Origin of the sequence: Microbacterium sp. NPDC059771 (assembly GCF_042732495.1) — a bacterium.
GTDB classification, from domain to species: domain Bacteria; phylum Actinomycetota; class Actinomycetes; order Actinomycetales; family Microbacteriaceae; genus Microbacterium; species Microbacterium sufflavum.
Map to the genome: position 1 here is coordinate 81,921 of NZ_JBHWHK010000002.1, position 18,034 is coordinate 99,954.

The window sequence follows — 18,034 nt, forward strand, 5'->3', positions numbered from 1 at the left end:
CCATGACGAATGCAACGATGCCGGCGGGGAGCGTCCGCGCTCCCCGCCGGCGCCGCGCGGAGGACGTCGCCGGTCTGGGGCGCGCCAGGGCGACGCTGTTCGCGGCCCCCGGGCTCCTCCTGATCGGCCTGTTCCTCCTCTTCCCCGCGATCTGGACCGTCTACCTGGGGATGACGAACTACCGGCTCACCGGCTTCGCGGCCGCCAACCCGCAGTTCGTCGGCCTGGACAACTTCTCCACCGCGCTGAACGACCCGCGGTTCTGGAACTCCCTGTGGCTCACGCTCGTGTTCGTGCTCGTCTCGGGCATCATCGGGCAGACCGTGCTCGGATTCGCGCTGGCGTGGATGCTGCGCAACGTCCGTCCCGGCGTCAAGACCTTCATCGAGACGCTCGTGCTCGCGGCCTGGGTCATCCCGGCCTCGGTCGCCTCGTTCCTGTGGCTCGCCCTGCTCGACCGCCGCACCGGCACGCTCAACGCCCTGCTCGGCACCGAGGGTGCCGCCTGGCTGATCGAGCATCCGATGGAGTGCATCATCATCTTCAACATCTGGGTCGGGACCGCGTTCTCGATGCAGCTGTTCTCGTCCGCCATCAGCGCCGTGCCGCCGTCGCAGCTGGAGAGCGCCCGCATGGTCGGCGCCAACACGTGGCAGCAGCTGCGCGACGTGATCCTGCCCAACATCAAGGGGCACCTGCTCACCAACACGCTGCTGATCACGCTGTGGACGTTCAACACGTTCACGCCGTACCTGCTGACCGCGGGCGGCCCCAACGGGCAGACCGACATCCTCTCGGTGTACATCTACCAGACCGCGATCCCGGGCGGACAGCTCGGCCTCGGTGCGGCGATCTCGCTCATCATGCTCCTGATCAACCTCGTGATCGCGCTGATGTACACGCGCGTCTCCCGGGGTGCGAATCCGAAGAAGAAGAAGGTGCGCTCATGATGTCGACCATCAAGACCGTCGCGCGCGACCGGTCCGTGACTCACTTCGTCTCGCGGATCCTGTTCACGCTCGTGCTCGTGATCGTGTCGCTGTTCTTCGCGCTGCCGATGGTCTGGCTGATCCTCGCACCGTTCGACGCGACCCCGTCGCTGACCGTGTCGTGGCCGGACTGGACGCTCGACAACTTCGCGCGCCTGGCGGAGAACCCCTACGCGCTGAAGTCGATCCTGAACTCGCTGATCCTCGGCGTGGGCACGATGGCGCTGGTGATCGTGCTGGGCGCGCTGGCGTCGTACGCCATGAGCCGCATCAACATCCCCGGCCGCGACGGCATCCTCTACGGGCTGCTGCTGCTGTCGTCGATCGTGACGGGGACCGCGGCCATGGTGCCCACGTTCCAGCTCATCAACCAGCTGCAGCTCATCAACACGCACGTCGGGGTGATCCTCGTGCTCGCCGGCGGCATCCTGCCCACCGTGATCTTCATCCTCAAGGACTTCATGGACTCGATCCCGAAGTCGTACGAGGAGTCGGCGCGACTCTACGGCGCAGGGCCCTTCCGCATCCTGAAGGACGTGGTCGTGCCGATCGCCCGGCCCGGGCTCGCGTTCATCGCGATCTGGACCATCGTGCAGGTGTGGGGCAACTTCCTCGTCCCGTTCCTGCTGCTGCGCACGCCCGACATGCAGCCGGCCGCCGTGCTCATGTACACGTTCTACACCGAGAGCGGCCAGGCCGACCTGCGGCTCATCTCCGCGTTCTCGCTGGTCTTCTCGGTGCCCGTCCTCCTCATCTACTTCTTCGTCAACCGCCGCTACGGCTTCCGCTTCCACGGAGGGATCAAGTCCTGATGGCCGCCATCACTGCAACCCAACTCGTCAAGGAGTACCCCGGCGGGGTGCGCGGCGTCGACAGCGTCGACGTCGAGATCGCCGACGGCGAGTTCTTCGCCCTCCTCGGTCCCTCCGGCTGCGGCAAGACCACGCTGCTCCGCTCGATCGCCGGCCTGGAGAGCATCACGTCCGGCCGCCTCACGATCGGCGACAAGGACGTCACGAACGCCGAGCCGGGTGAGCGCGGCGTGGCCATGGTGTTCCAGGACTACGCGCTGTTCCCGCACATGGACGTGGCCGACAACATCGCCTACCCGCTGCGCATCCGCCGCGTCGCGAAGAACGAGCGCCGCACCACGGCCGAGTCGGTCGCGAACGGCCTGTCGCTGAACGGCCTCATCGAGCGTCGCCCCGGCCAGCTCTCGGGCGGGCAGCAGCAGCGCGTGGCCCTCGCCCGCGCGGTCGCCACGCGGCCCGACGTGCTGCTGCTGGACGAGCCGCTGTCGAACCTCGACGCCCGGCTGCGGCTCGAGGCGCGCACGTTCCTCAAGGAGCTGCAGCGCGACCTCGGCGTGACCACCGTGTTCGTGACGCACGACCAGGCCGAGGCGCTCGCGCTCGCCGACCGGATCGCGGTCATGAAGGCCGGGAAGCTGCAGCAGATCGGCTCGCCGCGGGAGATCTTCCACCGCCCCAACAACACGTTCGTCGCGGGGTTCATCGGCTCCGTGCCCATGAACCTGCTGGAGACCACGGTCACCGGCGGCCATGTGCGCATCGGCGACACCGACGTGCCCGTGCCCGCCGAGGCTGCCGCGGACGTGCGCGACGGGCAGGCCGTGAGCTGGGGCATCCGCCCGGAGTACGTGCGCTGGTCGACCGAGCCCGTCGCCGACGGCATCGCCGCAGAGGTCGTGGTGACCGAGACCCTCGGTGCGACCAGCCTCGTGCTGGTGAGCTCCGGCGACCACAAGCTGCAGGTCGTCGTGCCCGAGGAGCTCGAGCCGCAGCCGGGCGACCGCGGCTGGATCGTGCCGCAGCGAAACCGCGCCCTGCTGTTCGACACCGAGACCACCGAGCGGATCGGCTGATGGCCGCGATCCGCACCACCCTGCGCCTCACGCACGAGATCCAGAACGCGGACCGCTACGTGCGCGTGCCGTTCGAGGTGCCGCCCGGCACGGACTCGCTCGAGGTGCGCCTGTCGCACGACACCGAGGCGGCCGTGATCGACCTCGGCTGCGAGGGTCCGGCGGGGTGGCGCGGATGGTCGGGCGGCTCGCGGCAGGACTTCGTGATCCGCGCCGACGACGCCACGCCCGGCTACCTCCCCGGTCGCCCGGAGGAGGGGGAGTGGCACGTGATCCTCGGCGTGCACCGGCTCCCCGCGGGCGGGACCGACGCGACCGTCGAGGTGCTGCTCCCCGCGGAGTCGGGCATCGACCACGGCCCGGTGCCCGCGCGGATCGACGGGGTGCCCCGGGGGAGCAGCCGCGAGCTGCCCGCGGACGCCGGACTGCGGTGGTACGCGGGTGACTTCCACGCGCACACCCTGCACTCCGACGGGCACGAGAGCATCGCGGGGCTCGCGTCGCTCGGGGTGCGGGCGGGCCTGGACTTCCTGTCCGTGACCGACCACAACACCACCAGCCACCACGCGCACCTCCCGGTCGTGGGTGCGCAGCAGGGCATCACGCTGCTGCCCGGCCAGGAGGTCACGACCCACCGCGGTCACGCGAACGCGTTCGGCGACATCGGCTGGATCGACTTCCGCCGTCCGGCCCAGGAGTGGGTCGACGAGGTCGAGCGCCGGGGCGGTGTCCTCAGCGTGAACCACCCGATCTCGGGCGACTGCTCGTGGCTGCACCCGCTGGAGCGCACGCCCCGGGCGATCGAGCTGTGGCACTCCACCTGGTACCGCGAGCTGATCGCCACCTCGCCCCTCGCGTTCCACGAGCGCTGGGACAGGGGGGCCGTGCTGCTGGGAGGCGCCGACTTCCACATGCGGAGTCAGGGTGTCGGCCCGGGCACGCCCACCACGTGGGTCGCGGCGGAGGACGACTCGGCCGAGGCGATCCTCGCCGGGGTCGCCGCCGGCCGCACCGCGATCATGGGCGGCGTCGCCGTGCGCGACGGCCTCACCGTGCCCGAGCTGTTCACCGCGCCCGTGCTGCTGCGCGTGGACGGCGACCTGCTCGCGATCGACGCCGACGGGCTCATCCTCGTCGACGGTGCGGGCGAGCGTCGTGCCGTGCACGGCGACCGCGCCTCCTTCTCCGGCGATCCCGCCGCCGGCCCGTACTACCTGCTGCACCCCGACCGCAGCATCGCCGCCCTGTGCGCCTGAGCGCCGCCCGAACCCCCCCGAGATACAGGAGTCCCCGCCCGTGAGCAGTGAGATCGTCGTCGTCCCCCACACCCACTGGGACCGCGAGTGGTACGAGCCGCACGACGTGTTCCGCCTGCGGCTCGTGCACATGCTCGACCGCCTGATCGGCATCCTCGAGGCGGAGCCGTCGTACCGGTTCACGCTCGACGGGCAGGCCGCGGCCATCGAGGACTACCTGGAGATGCGCCCGGACATGCGCGACCGCGTGGTGGCACTCGTCGAGAGCGGGCAGCTGAGCATCGGCCCCTTCCTGATCCTGCTCGACGAGTTCGGCTGCGACGGCGAGACCATCGTGCGCAACCTGGAGCTGGGCCGCACCGCGAGCACCCGCCTCGGCCGCACCATGCCCGTCGGCTACCTGCCCGACATGTTCGGCCACGCGGCGCAGATGCCGCAGATCCTGGCGGGCTTCGGCATCCGGCACAGCGCCCTGTGGCGCGGCGTGCCCGGTGACGTGCAGGAGCACGCGTTCTCCTGGGTCGCGCCCAACGGCGACGCGGTGCGCTGCGAGTACCTGTTCGACGGCTACGGCAACGGCCTCGACATGTTCGCCCTGCCCGGTCAGCTCCCCGCGCTCGCCCCCGACTACGCCGCCCGCACCGCGTCGTGGTACGGCGACGACCCCGTGCTGGCGATGCTCGGCACCGACCACTCCGCGCCCCCGGAGGACCTGGCCGAGGTGATCCGCGACTACGACGCGGCCGGCGGCGAGCCCCGCCTGTCGATCGCGACGCTCGACGAGCACCTCGCGCGCTACGCGACCGACGCGGACGCGCTCGCCGCGCTGCCCCAGGTGCGCGGGGAGATGCGCTCGCACGCCCGCGGCAACCTGCTGCCCGGCGTCTTCTCGATCCGCACGAACCTCAAGCGCGAGATGGCCCGCTCGGAGCAGGCCCTCGCCGCGGCCGAACGGCTCGACCTGCTGTACGGCACGCGCGACCACCGCTCGTTCTTCGACACGGCGTGGTACCGCCTCGTGGAGAGCACCGCGCACGACTCGGTCACCGGCTGCGGCGTCGACAGCACCGCGGAGCAGGTGGGCACCCGCATCCACACGGCCGGGCACATCGCCCGCGGCGTGATCGACAGCGTGCTGCGCGACCTGGCGGTGTCGGTGAGCCCCGCCCAGCACCTGGTGTTCAACCCGTCCGGCTTCGCCCGGCGCGCGCAGGTGGAGGTCACGCTGCACGGTGTGGATCCCGCCGCCCTCGCCCCCGGCGTGCAGGTGCTCGACCCGCTGCCCACGGTGCTGGGCGACGAGCAGCTGCGCACGGCCGACCTGCCCAAGCTCCTGCGGCGCATCCACGGGCGCGAGCTGTTCGGGCAGCAGATCAACGGCTACGCGTGGGGCGAGCGGTCGCTGCGCTTCGAGGTGGCCGAGAGCCCCCGCGGGGTGTGGGATCTGGCCGCGTTCACGGTCGAGCTGGAGGAGCGCGTGGCCGCCGATGCCGCGGGCGAGGACCTGTGGCACGTGGAGACCATCGCGGATCCGCGGCACCGGGCGCTGCTCGCGGTCGACCTCGACGGTGTCGCGCTCGCGGCCGTGTCGGAGACCTCGGCCCCCGCGCCCCTCGACCCCGTGCGGGTGACTGCGACCTCGCTGTCGAACGCGGCGCTGACCGCGACCGTGAACCCCGACGGCACGGTGCGCATCGACGGCGCGGACGGCTCCGCGATCGACGGCGCCCTGGCCCTGGTCGACGAGGGCGACTGCGGTGACTCGTACAATTACGGGCCGGTCGACCCCGCCTCCGCCGTGACCGCCCCGGCATCGGTCGAGGTGACGGTGGTCGAGGAGGGGCCGCTGCGCGGGCGACTGCGCATCCGCCGCGTGTACGACCTGCCGGAGCGCCTGGACGCCGACCGTCGTCGCGGCGCCGCGACCGTGCCGCTGGTGACCGAGACCACGGTCGAGCTGCGCGAGGGCGAGGGCTTCCTCCGGGTGGGCATCGACTACGTCAACACCGCGTCCGACCACCGGCTGCGGGTGCTCGTGCCCACCGGGGCCGCGGGGCTGGAGTCGTCGCGCAGCGCTGGTCAGTACGGGCTCACGGTGCGCGGGCGCGAGGCCGAGGGCGGCTGGGGCGAGTTCCCGCTGCCGACCTACCCCGCGTACCGGTTCGCCGCGGCGGGCTCGACGGCGGTGCTGGTGCAGAAGCTGTCGGAGTACGAGCTCGTCTCGACCGCGGGGGAGCAGGACGCCCTCGCGGTGACGCTGTCGCGCTCGGTGGGCATGATGAGCGTGAACCTGCACCCGCTGCGCGATGAGCCGGCCGGCTCCGAGATCCCGGTGCCGGGCGCGCAGTACCTCGGGGTGCCGGTGCACACCGAGCTGGCGATCCTGGTCGGTGCCGACGATGCGACGGCGGTGCGGGCGTCCGACCTGTTCCGGCACGAGCCGCTCGTGGTGCGGGGCACCGGAGAGACGGACGGGCCGCTGCCGGAGCCCGCGTTCCGTGCGGAGCTGTCGGGTGACGTGGTGCTCGAGTCGGCGCGACGCGTGGACGACGAGGCCGAGCTGCGCTTCGTGAACTACCTCGACGGCGAGCGCGACCTGGCGTTCGCGGCCGAGGGTGCGTGGGCGCGCACCGATCTGCGCGGTGAGGTGCAGGAGGACGCGCTGGACACCCGCGGTGCGCGAGTGGCGGGCGGCGGCGTGGTCAGCCTGCGGCGCGCGATCCGGTGACGGCCGCACGGGTGGGAGCGCAATAGTGCTAATGTTAGGACAAATGCAGCGAGAGGAGGCGGGGCGATGAGCGAGCGACCACGGGCGACCGAGATCCTCAGCATCGGACGCCTCGGCGTCGACCTGTACCCGCTGCAGGACGGCGTGGGGCTCGGCGAGGTCACGAGCTTCGGCAAGTACCTCGGCGGCAGCGCCGCCAACGTCGCGGTCGCCGCCGCCCGGTACGGCCACGACACCGCGCTGTTCTCCCGTGTGGGCGACGACCCGTTCGGGCAGTACCTGCGCGACGAGCTGGAGCGCCTCGGGGTGTCGAGCCGGTTCGTCGCCACCGACCCCGACTACAAGACCCCGATCACGTTCTGCGAGATCTTCCCGCCCGACGACTTCCCGCTCTACTTCTACCGCGAGCCGTCGGCGCCCGACCTCCAGCTCCGGCCGGACGACGTCGACGCCGACACCGTGCGCGACACGGCCCTGGTGTGGTTCACCGCGACCGGTCTCAGCGAGGACCCCAGCCGCACGACCCACCTGGAGCTGCTGGAACAGCGCGGCCGCCGGGCGCACACCGTGTTCGACCTCGACTACCGCCCGATGTTCTGGGAGTCGGCCGAGGCCGCACGCCCGTGGGTCCAGCGGGCGCTGGGCTTCGCCACGGTCGCCGTCGGCAACCGCGAGGAGTGCGAGGTCGCCGTCGGCGAGACCGATCCCGAGCGCGCCGCCGACGCCCTGCTCGACCGCGGCGTGGAGCTCGCGATCGTGAAGCAGGGCCCCCGCGGCGTGCTCGCCAAGACCGCCACGGAGCGCGTCGAGATTCCGGCGCGACAGGTCGCCGTGGTCAACGGCCTCGGGGCGGGCGACGCGTTCGGCGGTGCGCTGTGCCACGGGCTGCTCGCCGGGTGGCCGCTGGAGAAGACCCTGACGTGGGCCAACGTGGCGGGCGGCATCGTCGCCGGCCGCCGCGAGTGCTCCACGGCGATGCCGACCGAGCGCGAGATCGCGGAGGTCGTGAACGGAGATGCGTGACATGACAGCACTGACGCAAGAGGACTTCGAGCGACTGCGCACCGTGCGGGCCGAGTCCCCCCGGGCGATCCGCGAGCTGCTGGCCGCGCGCCGCCGCCGCGACATCATCCGCGGCGACGGACGGCTGTTCATCATCGCGGCCGACCATCCCGCACGCGGAGCCCTCGCAGTGGGCGCGGAGCCCTACGCCATGGCCGACCGCTACGAGCTGCTCGACCGCCTCGCGATCGCGCTGCGCCACCCGGGCGTCGACGGGGTGCTCGGCACGCCCGACATCATCGACGACCTGGCCGTGCTCGGCCTGCTCGACGACAAGATCGTGGTCGGCTCGATGAACCGCGGTGGGCTGCGGGGTGCGAGCTTCGAGATGGACGACCGCTACACCGGGTACGACGTGCCGGCGATGGTGGACTCGGGCATCGACTTCGCCAAGGCGCTGCTGCGCGTGAACCTCGACGACGACGGCACGGCGCCGACCCTGGCCTCCACGGCCGACGCGGTGACCGCGGCGGCCCGCGCCGACCTGCCGATCATGCTCGAGCCGTTCCTGAGCCGCCGCGTCGACGGCCGTATCGTCAACGACCTCAGCCCCGACGCCGTGATGCTGTCGATCGCCATCGCGAGCGGTCTGGGCGCCAGCAGCGCGAGCACGTGGCTCAAGCTGCCCGTGGTCGACGACATGGAGCGCGTGCTCGCCGCGACCACCCTGCCCGTGCTGCTGCTCGGCGGCGACGCGGGTGCCGACCCCGACGACACGTTCTCCTCGTGGGAGGACGCCCTGTCGCTCCCCGGCGTGCGCGGCCTCACGGTCGGCCGCACGCTGCTGTACTCCGCCGACATCGACGTGGCCGCGGCCATCGACGTCGCCGCCTCCCTCGTCCACCCCGGCCTGTCGGCCTGATCCCGAAGGACCCGCATGAGCTCCGACACCCCCGTCATCGGCCACTGGATCGACGGTGCCCCGCACGCCTCGACCAGCGGGCGGACCGCCCCCGTGTTCAACCCCGCCACGGGCGCCGAGACCGCCAGGGTCGCGCTCGCCGACGAGGCCGAGATCGCCGCGGCCCTCGCGTCCGCGGAGCGCGGTTTCGCGGAGTGGAGCACGTGGTCGATCGCGAAGCGGCAGGGCGTGCTGTTCGCGTTCCGGGAGCTGCTGAACGCCCGCAAGGGCGAGCTCGCCGCGATCATCACCGCCGAGCACGGCAAGGTGCTCTCCGACGCGATGGGCGAGATCCTGCGCGGACAGGAGGTCGTGGAGCTGGCGACCGGGTTCCCGCACCTGATCAAGGGCGCCTACTCGGAGAACGCCTCGACCGGGATCGACGTGTACTCGCTCAAGCAGCCCCTGGGTGTCGTGAGCATCATCTCGCCGTTCAACTTCCCGGCGATGGTGCCGATGTGGTTCTTCCCCGTGGCGATCGCGGCGGGCAACGCGGTGGTCCTCAAGCCGAGCGAGAAGGACCCGTCCGCCGCGCTGTGGCTGGCCGAGCTGTGGGCCGAGGCGGGGCTGCCCGCCGGGGTGTTCACGGTCCTGCAGGGCGACAAGCAGGCGGTCGACGGGCTGCTGCACAGCGACATCGTGCAGTCGATCTCGTTCGTGGGATCGACGCCCATCGCGCAGTACATCTACGAGACGGCGTCGCGCACCGGCAAGCGCGTGCAGGCCCTCGGCGGTGCGAAGAACCACATGCTGGTGCTGCCGGACGCCGACCTCGACCTGGTCGCGGATCAGGCCGTGAACGCGGGCTTCGGTGCCGCGGGCGAGCGCTGCATGGCCGTGTCGGTCGTGCTGGCGGTGGAGCCCGTCGCGGACGAGCTGATCGCGAAGATCACCGAGCGGATCGCGACGCTGCGGGTGGGTGACGGCGCGGGCGACGGCACCGGCGAGCCCGACATGGGCCCGCTGATCAGCGCGGAGCACCGGGCGAAGGTCTCCGGCTACGTCGACATCGCGGAGGCCGACGGCGCCCGCATCGTGGTGGACGGCCGTGGCCTGACGGTGGACGGGCGCGAGGACGGCTTCTTCTTCGGCCCCACCCTGATCGACGACATCCCCACCGACTCCCGCGCCTACACGGAGGAGATCTTCGGCCCGGTGCTCTCGGTCGTGCGGGTCGAGACGTTCCAGGAGGGCGTCGACCTGATCAACTCCGGGCGCTTCGGCAACGGCACCGCGATCTTCACGAACGACGGGGGAGCGGCCCGCCGCTTCCAGCACGAGGTGCAGGTGGGCATGATCGGCATCAACGTGCCCATCCCGGTACCCGTCGCCTACCACTCGTTCGGCGGGTGGAAGGCGTCGCTGTTCGGCGACGCCAAGGCGTACGGTGTGCACGGGTTCGACTTCTTCACCCGCGAGAAGGCCGTCACCAGCCGCTGGCTCGACCCCGCCACCCACGGCGGCATCGACCTCGGCTTCCCGCAGAACCGCTGACGACACCGACCATCCGATCGACACCGACAGGAGGCGCCATGACCGCGAACGATCCGTGGTTTCACCCGCGCGGTGCCCTCGGCCGCGACGGCTGGGAGAGCGTGGTCGACGAGGCGCTGCCGGGGTGGGCGCACACGGGCCTGCGCGTGGGCGTGCTCGCGGACGGGGAGAGCCTCGCGCTCGCCGAGACCGGGGTCGAGCGCATCGTCGTCCCGCTCTCCGGCTCCTTCACGGTGACGCACACGGAGGGCGGTGCGACGACGGAGACGACCCTCGCCGGACGGACCTCCGTGTTCCACGGTCCCACCGACGTGCTGTACCTCTCGTGCGCCGCGACCGCCGTGATCCGCGGGACCGGACGGGTCGCGGTGGCCTCCGCCCCGACGACGGTCGTGCATCCCACCCGGCACCTTCGCGCCGATGAGACCCCGGTCGAGCTGCGCGGGGCGGGGCGGTCGAGCCGGCAGGTGCACAACTTCGGCACCCCGGCGACCCTCGACGCGGAGCGCCTGATCGTGTGCGAGGTGCTCACTCCCGCGGAGAACTGGTCGTCGTACCCGCCGCACAAGCACGACGCCCACGTGCCGGGGCGGGAGTCGCGCCTGGAGGAGATCTACTACTTCGAGGCCGCGCCCACGCGTGACGGCGGGCAGGCGGCGTCGTCCGACGCGGCGTTCGGGATATTCGCCACCTACTCCTCGGACGCGGGCGACATCGACGTCTCGGCGATGGTGCGCACGGGCGATGTCGCGCTCGTGCCCTACGGCTATCACGGGCCAGCGGTCGCCGCCCCCGGCTACGACCTCTACTACCTGAACGTGATGGCCGGCCCCGACCCGGAGCGCTCGTGGCTCATCACCGACGACCCCGCGCACGCGTGGGTGCGCGACAGCTGGAGCGGGCAGGACATCGACCCGCGGCTTCCCTATCGAGCAGAAGGAGCGCAGTGATGCGGACGAGGCGGATGACGGTCGGCCAGGCGCTGGTGGAGTTCCTGGCGCAGCAGTGGACGGTCGACGGCGAGCACCGCGAGCGCACGATCCCCGGCATGTTCGGCATCTTCGGGCACGGCAACGTCGCCGGTCTCGGGCAGGCGCTGCAGCAGTACCACCTCGAGCAGCCGGAGCTGATGCCGTACCACCAGGCGCGCAACGAGCAGGCGATGGTGCACCAGGCCGTCGGGTTCGCACGGATGCACCGCCGCCGCGCGACGTTCGCCAGCACGGCCTCGGTGGGCCCCGGCGCCACGAACATGCTCACCGGTGCGGCCCTGGCGACCACCAACCGCCTGCCCGCGCTGCTGCTCCCCAGCGACACCTTCGCCACGCGCGTCGCCGACCCGGTGCTGCAGCAGCTGGAGCGACCGCACGACATCGGGCTCACCGTCAACGACGCCTTCCGCCCGGTGTCGGTGTTCTTCGACCGGGTGCAGCGGCCGGAGCAGCTGTTCTCCGTGGCGCTCGCCGCGCTGCGGGTGCTCACGGATCCGGCCGAGACCGGGGCCGTGACGATCGCGCTGCCGGAAGACGTGCAGGCCGAGGCGCTGGACGTGCCGGTCGAGTTCCTGCAGGAGCGGGAGTGGCACGTGCGCCGGCCGCTGCCCGAGCGCGGACCCCTGGCCAGGGCGGTCGCCGCGATCCGCGGGGCCCGGCGGCCGTTCCTCATCGCGGGCGGGGGTGTGCTGTACTCCGAGGCGGAGGGCGCGCTGCGCGACTTCGTCGAGGCGACCGGCATCCCCGTGGGCACGACCCAGGCGGGCGGCGGCGTGCTGCCGTGGGACCACCCGCAGTACCTGGGCGGGGTCGGCGCCACCGGCTCCACGGCCGCGAACCGACTCGCGGCCCAGGCCGACGTGATCATCGGCGTCGGAACGCGGTACAGCGACTTCACGACCGCGTCGAGGTCGGCCTTCCAGCACCCCGACGCGGTGTTCGTGAACGTGAACGTCGCCCCGTTCGACGCCTACAAGCACGGCACGCAGCTGCCGGTGATCGCCGACGCCCGTGAGGCGCTGGAGGCGCTGACCGCCGAGCTGCGCGGCACCCGCGTGCGCACGGAGCTCGCCGACGAGGCCGCCGCGCAGAAGCGGGAGTGGGACGCGACGGTCGACGCCGCCCTCGCCCCGACCGGCCGCGAGCTGCCGGGGCAGCCCGAGATCATCGGGGCGGTGCGGGCCGAGGTCGCGGACCGGGATGTGATCGTGCAGGCCGCGGGTTCGCTGCCCGGCGACCTGCACAAGCTGTGGCGCGTCAGCGACCCGCTCGGCTACCACGTGGAGTACGCCTTCTCCACGATGGGCTACGAGATCGCGGGCGGGCTGGGCGTCAAGCGCGGCCTGGAGGCGGCGGGCGACGACCGCGACGTGGTGGTGATGGTCGGCGACGGCTCCTACCTCATGCTCAGCTCCGAGCTCGCGACGGCGGTGGCGGAGGGCATCAAGCTCATCGTGGTGCTCATCCAGAACCAGGGTTTCGCGTCGATCGGGCACCTGTCCGAGACGGTCGGGTCGGAGCGCTTCGGCACCAAATACCGTCGGTACGACGCGCAGGCCCGCAGCTTCCAGCACGGCGACGTGCTGCCGGTCGACCTCGCTATGAACGCGCGCAGCTACGGCGTCGACGTGATCGAGGTCGCCCCCGGTCCCTCCGCGATCGAGGACCTGCGGGCGGCGGTGCGCGCGGCGAAGGCGGCGGAGCGCACGACCGTGATCCACGTGGAGAGCGACCCCACGGTCTATGCGCCGGACGGCGAGGGCTGGTGGGACGTGCCGGTCGCCGAGGTCGCGTCGACCGACAGCGCCCGGCGGGCCCGCGCGGAGTACGAGCAGCAGCGCACGGCGCAGCGCCCGCTGCTCGGCTGATCCGGCCCAGCCGCCTCCCACCCGGCCCCCGGTATCCTGGAAGGATGACTGAGAACCCCCGCACGCGCGAGACGCGCCCCCAGGCAGCGCCCGCGTCGTCCCGCTCGGGGGCGATCCGTGAGACCCGTGCCCCCCAGGTGCGCCCGGCGACCGAGGGCTGGACGCAGAAGAAAGACGCCGAGGGTCGTCCGCTGCTGCAGTTCGCGAGCCCCAAGCGCGGCAAGCCGCCGGTGCACCTGGCCGACCTCACCCCGGCCGAGCGCATCTCGAAGGTGAAGGAGCTCGGGCTGCCGGGCTTCCGCGCCAAGCAGCTCGCCACCCACTACTTCCGCCACTACACGTCCGACCCGGCCGAGATGACCGACCTCCCCGCCGGGATCCGCGACGAGCTGGTCGCGGGCATGCTCCCGCCGCTGATGACCGAGGTGCGCCGGCTGGAGACCGACCGTGGCGACACGATCAAGTTCCTGTGGCGCCTGCACGACGGCGCGCTCGTCGAGTCGGTGCTCATGCGCTACCCCGGCCGCATCACCCTGTGCGTGTCGAGCCAGGCCGGCTGCGGCATGAACTGCCCGTTCTGCGCGACCGGCCAGGCCGGGCTGACCCGCAACATGTCGACCGCCGAGATCATCGAGCAGATCGTGCGGGCCAACCGGGCGATCGCGAACGGCGAGCTGGGTGGCAAGAAGCGCGACGACCACTCGATGGAGCGCGTGTCGAACATCGTCTTCATGGGCATGGGCGAGCCTCTCGCGAACTACAAGCGCGTGATGGATGCGGTGCGCGTCATGGTCGCGCCGCAGCCCGACGGCCTGGGCATGAGCGCCCGCGGCATCACGGTCTCCACGGTCGGCCTCGTGCCCGCGATCAGGAAGCTCGCCGACGAGAACATCCCGGTCACCTTCGCGCTGTCGCTGCACGCGCCCGACGACCACCTGCGCGACGAGCTCATCCCGGTGAACTCGCGGTGGAAGGTCGACGAGGCCCTCGACGCCGCCTACGACTACTACGCCAAGACCGGCCGCCGCGTGTCGATCGAGTACGCGCTCATCAAGGACATGAACGACCACGCCTGGCGTGCCGACCTGCTGGCCGAGAAGCTCAACCAGCGCGGTCGCGGCTGGGTGCACGTCAACCCGATCCCGCTGAACCCGACGCCCGGGTCGATCTGGACCTCGTCCGAGCGTGACGTGACCGACGAGTTCGTGCGCCGCCTCAACGACGCCGGCATCCCGACCACCCTCCGCGACACCCGCGGCAAGGAGATCGACGGGGCGTGCGGTCAGCTCGTCGCCACCACCGAGGACGAGGCCGCCGCCGCCGCGATGGCCTGATCAGGGCTTTCCTGAGAGCGACTCCAAGGCGGGCTTCGTACCCTGTCCGGATGCCCTATTCCGCCCATCGCCCGGGTCGCTTCGACTCGCAGGGTCGGATCATCCTCGACGGCGACCCGAACGCCGAGACGGATGACCTCGACTTCCTGCGCGAGTTCGAGCCGACGGGACCCGACCTCGACCCCTTCGTCGACGCTCCGGAGCGTGCCGAGTCCGCGCGGACGACGGAGGACGCCGACGCCGATGCCGCAACCGAGGAGCAGCCGGCCCGCGCGCGTCGCGCCCGCCCGCCCCGTCGTCGCCGCACGGCCGCCGAGCGACTCCGCGCCCTCGCGATCCTCGGCGGCGCGGAGGGCGAGATCCTCGACCGCGTGCCCGGCGAGACGCCCCGCTTCGTGCAGATGTTCTTCGTGCTCGCCGGCACCGCACTCGTGTCCGCGATCTCGATGCTGTTCGCGCTGACCACGGGTGTGCAGGCCGCGATCTGGCTCGCGGTGCCGCTCGCGGTGGTGTGGGCGCTCATCATCTTCAACCTCGACCGGTTCCTCACCTCGACCATGACCTCGACCAGGAACGTGTGGAAGCTCATCGGGCTGGCGATCCCGCGGGTGATCATGGCGGCCATCATCGGCTTCGTCGTGGCGGAGCCGCTCGTGCTGCAGATCTTCCACAACGACATCTCTCGCGAGGTCGCCGCGACCAACATCGTCCAGGCGCAGTCCGATCAGGAGGCGCTCGAATCGGGCCCGGAGCGCAAGGCCCTCGACGCCGCCTCCGAGCGGGTCTCGGAGCTGGAGAACCAGGCGGCGACCGGGATCGTCGCGGGCACCGACTCGTCGTCCGCCAGCGAGTCGGCCGCGCAGGCCACGGTCGACGACCTCACCGCGAAGATGACCGCGCAGCAGGCCGTGATCGACCAGGCGCGCGTGCTCTACCAGTGCGAGCTGACGGGCGAGGGCGCTGGCACCGTCCCCGGGTGCACCGGGGTGAACGGCGAGGGCGCGAGCTCGCAGGCCGCGCAGGCCCAGCTCGCCGAGGCGCAGCAGACCTACGACGCGCTGGCCGCCCAGCTGCGCACGGCCAACGACGAGCTCGCGGCCGCCGGCACCGCCGCCAAGGAGAACACCTCGACCTCCGAGACGCAGAACCGCCAGCAGGCGAAGGACGAGCTTCCGGCCGCGCGCGAGACGTATGACCAGGCGCTCGCCGCGTACAACGCCCGCGCGGATGCCGTCGCGCAGGGCAACGCGGGTGCGGTGGGGCTGCTCAGCCAGATCAGCGGACTCAACCGGCTCAGCGAGAAGGAGCCGGCCATCCTGTGGGCGCACATCCTGATCGCCGCGCTGTTCTTCATGATCGAGCTGCTGCCGGTGCTGGTGAAGGTGCTCACGAGCTACGGCGACCCGAGCCTGTACGAGAAGGCCGTCGCGATCCGCAAGCAGGTGGCGCTCGACCGGGTGACGGCCGAGGGCTTCCGCGACCGCGCCGACATCGTCACGACCCCGGGCGCTCAGGCCACCTGACGCTCGCGGCCGCTCGCGCGCCCCGCGCTGGCTGAGGGATCCGCGTCCCGCACGGGGGTCCGTGCGCCGGCGGGGGAGCCCGGTGCCGTGAACGGCCCCGCGGTGCCCGTGTCCGCGGCAGCGGCGGGGCGATGCGCGGGGGCGACGTGCGGGGCCCGGGCGTCGCGCGGCACCCCGGCACCCCGCGTGCGGGCGGACGTGAGCACGTCGTGCAGGGTCCGCGCGCGGAGGGCCGGCGTCGCGGCGACGGCGAGGACCAGGGAGCGGACGAGCACGATCGCGGCGAGCGGCCGCCCGCCGTCGCTCCCCGTGATCGCGGCGTCGAGGCGGCGCAGGGGGCCGACCAGCGCGGGGTCGTCGAGCGCACGGTCGTCGGCGAGGTGAGCGAGCAACCGGTCGATGGTCCAATCCGCGGGGATTGGCCCCAGATCCGGCGTGAGAGTAGTGGTGGAGGTGTCCATTGGTCCAGAATCGGGTCACATGGACACGGACGACAGGGCCAATGCGGCGCCGATGGACCACGGATCGGCCCCGGGTCGCGCGACTCCGCTGGTGCGAGCGGGCGAGGTGTCGACCGAGGGGCTGGCCGCTCGGCTCGGCCGCTGGACCCACGGCGACGGAACGCTGGCGACCCGGCTCGCGCGCGGCATCTCGGCGCTGATCGCGGGTGGCGAGCTCCGCGCGGGCGACCGGCTGCCGGCCGAGCGCTCCCTGGCGTCCGCCGTGTCGGTGTCGCGCGGCACGGTCGTCTCCGCCTACGCCGTGCTCGCGGAGCAGGAGCTCGTGGAGCGGCGGCAGGGGAGCGGCACCCGCGTGGCGGGGACCGGTGCCCCCTCGGCCCCTGCGCGTCCCGGTCGCGGCGAGGCCCTGTTCTCCGCGGTGCCGAACACGATCGACCTGCTGCGCACGGTGCCGCAGATCCCGGAGCTCGGCGTGCAGCTGATCCGCGACCATCAGCCGCGTCTCGACCTCGCGCTGCTGCCCGAGACCGACCCCGCAGGGCTCCCGGTGCTGCGCGAGCTGATCGCCGAGATGTACCGCGCGGAGGGCACGCCCACCACGCCCGAGCAGATCCTGGTGACGCACGGCGCGCAGCAGGCGATCAGCCTCGTGGTGAACGCGCTCGTCGAGCCGGGCGACATCGTGCTCGCGGAGGAGATCACCTGGCCCGGGGTGACCGACAGCGTGGGGCTGCGCGGCGGCACCGTCCAGGGGGTGCCGATGGGCACGGACGGCCTCGACGTGGTCGCGCTGGAGCAGGCGATGGCCCGGCTGCGCCCCGTGCTGGTGGCGCTCAACCCCCACCACCAGAACCCCACGGGCACGCGCCTGCCCGCCGCGGCCCGGCACCGCGTGGCCGAGCTCGCCGCGCAGTACGGTGTGCCGGTGATCGAGGACCGCGTCGTCGCGGGGATCTCGTTCGACGGGGTCGTGCCGCCCACGCTCGCCTCGGAGCGGCCGGACGCCCCCGTGATGGTCGTCGAGTCGGTGTCGAAATGGGCGTGGGCGGGGCTGCGGATCGGGTGGCTGCGTGCCGACCCGGTGCTGGTGCGGCGTCTGCGCGGCGCCCGGCAGCTCGCCGACCAGTCCACGAGCGTGCCCGGTCAGCTGCTCGCGCTCGACCTCATCGCGCACGCCGACGAGCTGCGGCGGGCCAACAGCCGCGTGCACCGGGAGCGGCTGCGGCTGCTGGAGCACCTGATGGCCGAGCACCTTCCCGACTGGACGTACGTGGCGCCGCGGGGCGGACTGGCGCTGTGGGCCACGCTGCCCCGGGGGTCCGCGTCGGCTCTCGCCCGCGTCGCGGCGACCCACGGCGTCTCGATCGCCGGCACCGCCGCCTTCGCCGCGTCCCCCACGGCCCCCGACGACCACGTGCGCCTGCCCTTCACGGCGCCCGACGACGTGCTCGCGGAAGGGGTGCGCCGCCTTGGCGCGGCGTGGGGCGAGTATCGGGAATCCCTCGGCCGACCGGCCTGAGCGTCCGCCGCCGGGACTAGCG

At 72.4% G+C, this 18,034-nt stretch carries 14 protein-coding genes; 13 read left to right on the forward strand and 1 reads right to left on the reverse strand.

Annotation, left to right across the window (positions count from 1 at the left end; genetic code table 11):
• Positions 1-2 precede the first annotated feature (2 nt).
• The 12 genes from ACFV3I_RS14125 (at position 3) to ACFV3I_RS14180 (ending at position 16,032) form a co-directional block, all read left to right on the forward strand.
• The gene (locus ACFV3I_RS14125) at positions 3-950 is read left to right on the forward strand and encodes a carbohydrate ABC transporter permease (protein ID WP_240744632.1); all 948 of its coding nucleotides are present in this window, start codon (positions 3-5) and stop codon (positions 948-950) included.
• Positions 947-1,801 (forward strand): carbohydrate ABC transporter permease, encoded by an 855-nt coding sequence (locus ACFV3I_RS14130; RefSeq protein ID WP_205812745.1) that lies wholly within the window; start codon positions 947-949, stop codon positions 1,799-1,801. The genes ACFV3I_RS14125 and ACFV3I_RS14130 overlap by 4 nt, the downstream gene beginning before the upstream one ends.
• Positions 1,801-2,874 (forward strand): ABC transporter ATP-binding protein, encoded by a 1,074-nt coding sequence (locus tag ACFV3I_RS14135; protein WP_136033373.1) that lies wholly within the window; start codon positions 1,801-1,803, stop codon positions 2,872-2,874. Before ACFV3I_RS14130 ends, ACFV3I_RS14135 begins: the two co-directional genes overlap by 1 nt.
• On the forward strand, positions 2,874-4,130 hold the full coding sequence (locus ACFV3I_RS14140) for a CehA/McbA family metallohydrolase (protein ID WP_378823317.1): 1,257 nt from the start codon (positions 2,874-2,876) through the stop codon (positions 4,128-4,130). The genes ACFV3I_RS14135 and ACFV3I_RS14140 overlap by 1 nt, the downstream gene beginning before the upstream one ends.
• A gap of 40 nt (positions 4,131-4,170) precedes the next feature.
• The gene (locus tag ACFV3I_RS14145) at positions 4,171-6,858 is read left to right on the forward strand and encodes a hypothetical protein (protein WP_378823319.1); all 2,688 of its coding nucleotides are present in this window, start codon (positions 4,171-4,173) and stop codon (positions 6,856-6,858) included.
• A gap of 66 nt (positions 6,859-6,924) precedes the next feature.
• Positions 6,925-7,881: a 5-dehydro-2-deoxygluconokinase gene (gene iolC / locus ACFV3I_RS14150; RefSeq protein WP_136033378.1), complete on the forward strand. Its 957-nt coding sequence runs from the start codon at positions 6,925-6,927 to the stop codon at positions 7,879-7,881.
• A gap of 1 nt (position 7,882) precedes the next feature.
• Positions 7,883-8,782, forward strand: a complete 900-nt coding sequence (locus ACFV3I_RS14155; RefSeq protein WP_206252520.1) for a deoxyribose-phosphate aldolase — start codon at positions 7,883-7,885, stop codon at positions 8,780-8,782.
• Positions 8,783-8,797: 15 nt separating this feature from the next.
• Positions 8,798-10,315, forward strand: a complete 1,518-nt coding sequence (locus ACFV3I_RS14160) for a CoA-acylating methylmalonate-semialdehyde dehydrogenase (RefSeq protein ID WP_378823321.1) — start codon at positions 8,798-8,800, stop codon at positions 10,313-10,315.
• Between the two features lie 38 nt (positions 10,316-10,353).
• Entirely contained in the window at positions 10,354-11,265 is a 912-nt protein-coding gene (gene iolB / locus ACFV3I_RS14165; RefSeq protein ID WP_378823323.1) for a 5-deoxy-glucuronate isomerase, read from the forward strand.
• Positions 11,265-13,175, forward strand: a complete 1,911-nt coding sequence (gene iolD, locus ACFV3I_RS14170) for a 3D-(3,5/4)-trihydroxycyclohexane-1,2-dione acylhydrolase (decyclizing) (protein WP_378823324.1) — start codon at positions 11,265-11,267, stop codon at positions 13,173-13,175. The genes iolB and iolD overlap by 1 nt, the downstream gene beginning before the upstream one ends.
• Before the next feature lie 44 nt (positions 13,176-13,219).
• Positions 13,220-14,509 (forward strand): 23S rRNA (adenine(2503)-C(2))-methyltransferase RlmN, encoded by a 1,290-nt coding sequence (gene rlmN, locus ACFV3I_RS14175; RefSeq protein ID WP_378823326.1) that lies wholly within the window; start codon positions 13,220-13,222, stop codon positions 14,507-14,509.
• A 50-nt stretch (positions 14,510-14,559) separates the two neighbouring features.
• Positions 14,560-16,032 (forward strand): DUF4407 domain-containing protein, encoded by a 1,473-nt coding sequence (locus ACFV3I_RS14180; protein WP_378823328.1) that lies wholly within the window; start codon positions 14,560-14,562, stop codon positions 16,030-16,032.
• Here ACFV3I_RS14180 and ACFV3I_RS14185 read toward each other — a convergent pair.
• A complete protein-coding gene (locus tag ACFV3I_RS14185) occupies positions 16,020-16,493 on the reverse strand; it encodes a hypothetical protein (RefSeq protein WP_378802883.1) in 474 nt (157 codons plus the stop codon). The two genes, ACFV3I_RS14180 and ACFV3I_RS14185, sit on opposite strands and share 13 nt — an antisense overlap.
• A gap of 19 nt (positions 16,494-16,512) precedes the next feature.
• Here ACFV3I_RS14185 and ACFV3I_RS14190 point away from each other — a divergent pair, with 19 nt between their 5' ends.
• Positions 16,513-18,012: a PLP-dependent aminotransferase family protein gene (locus tag ACFV3I_RS14190; protein WP_378823330.1), complete on the forward strand. Its 1,500-nt coding sequence runs from the start codon at positions 16,513-16,515 to the stop codon at positions 18,010-18,012.
• Positions 18,013-18,034 lie beyond the last annotated feature (22 nt).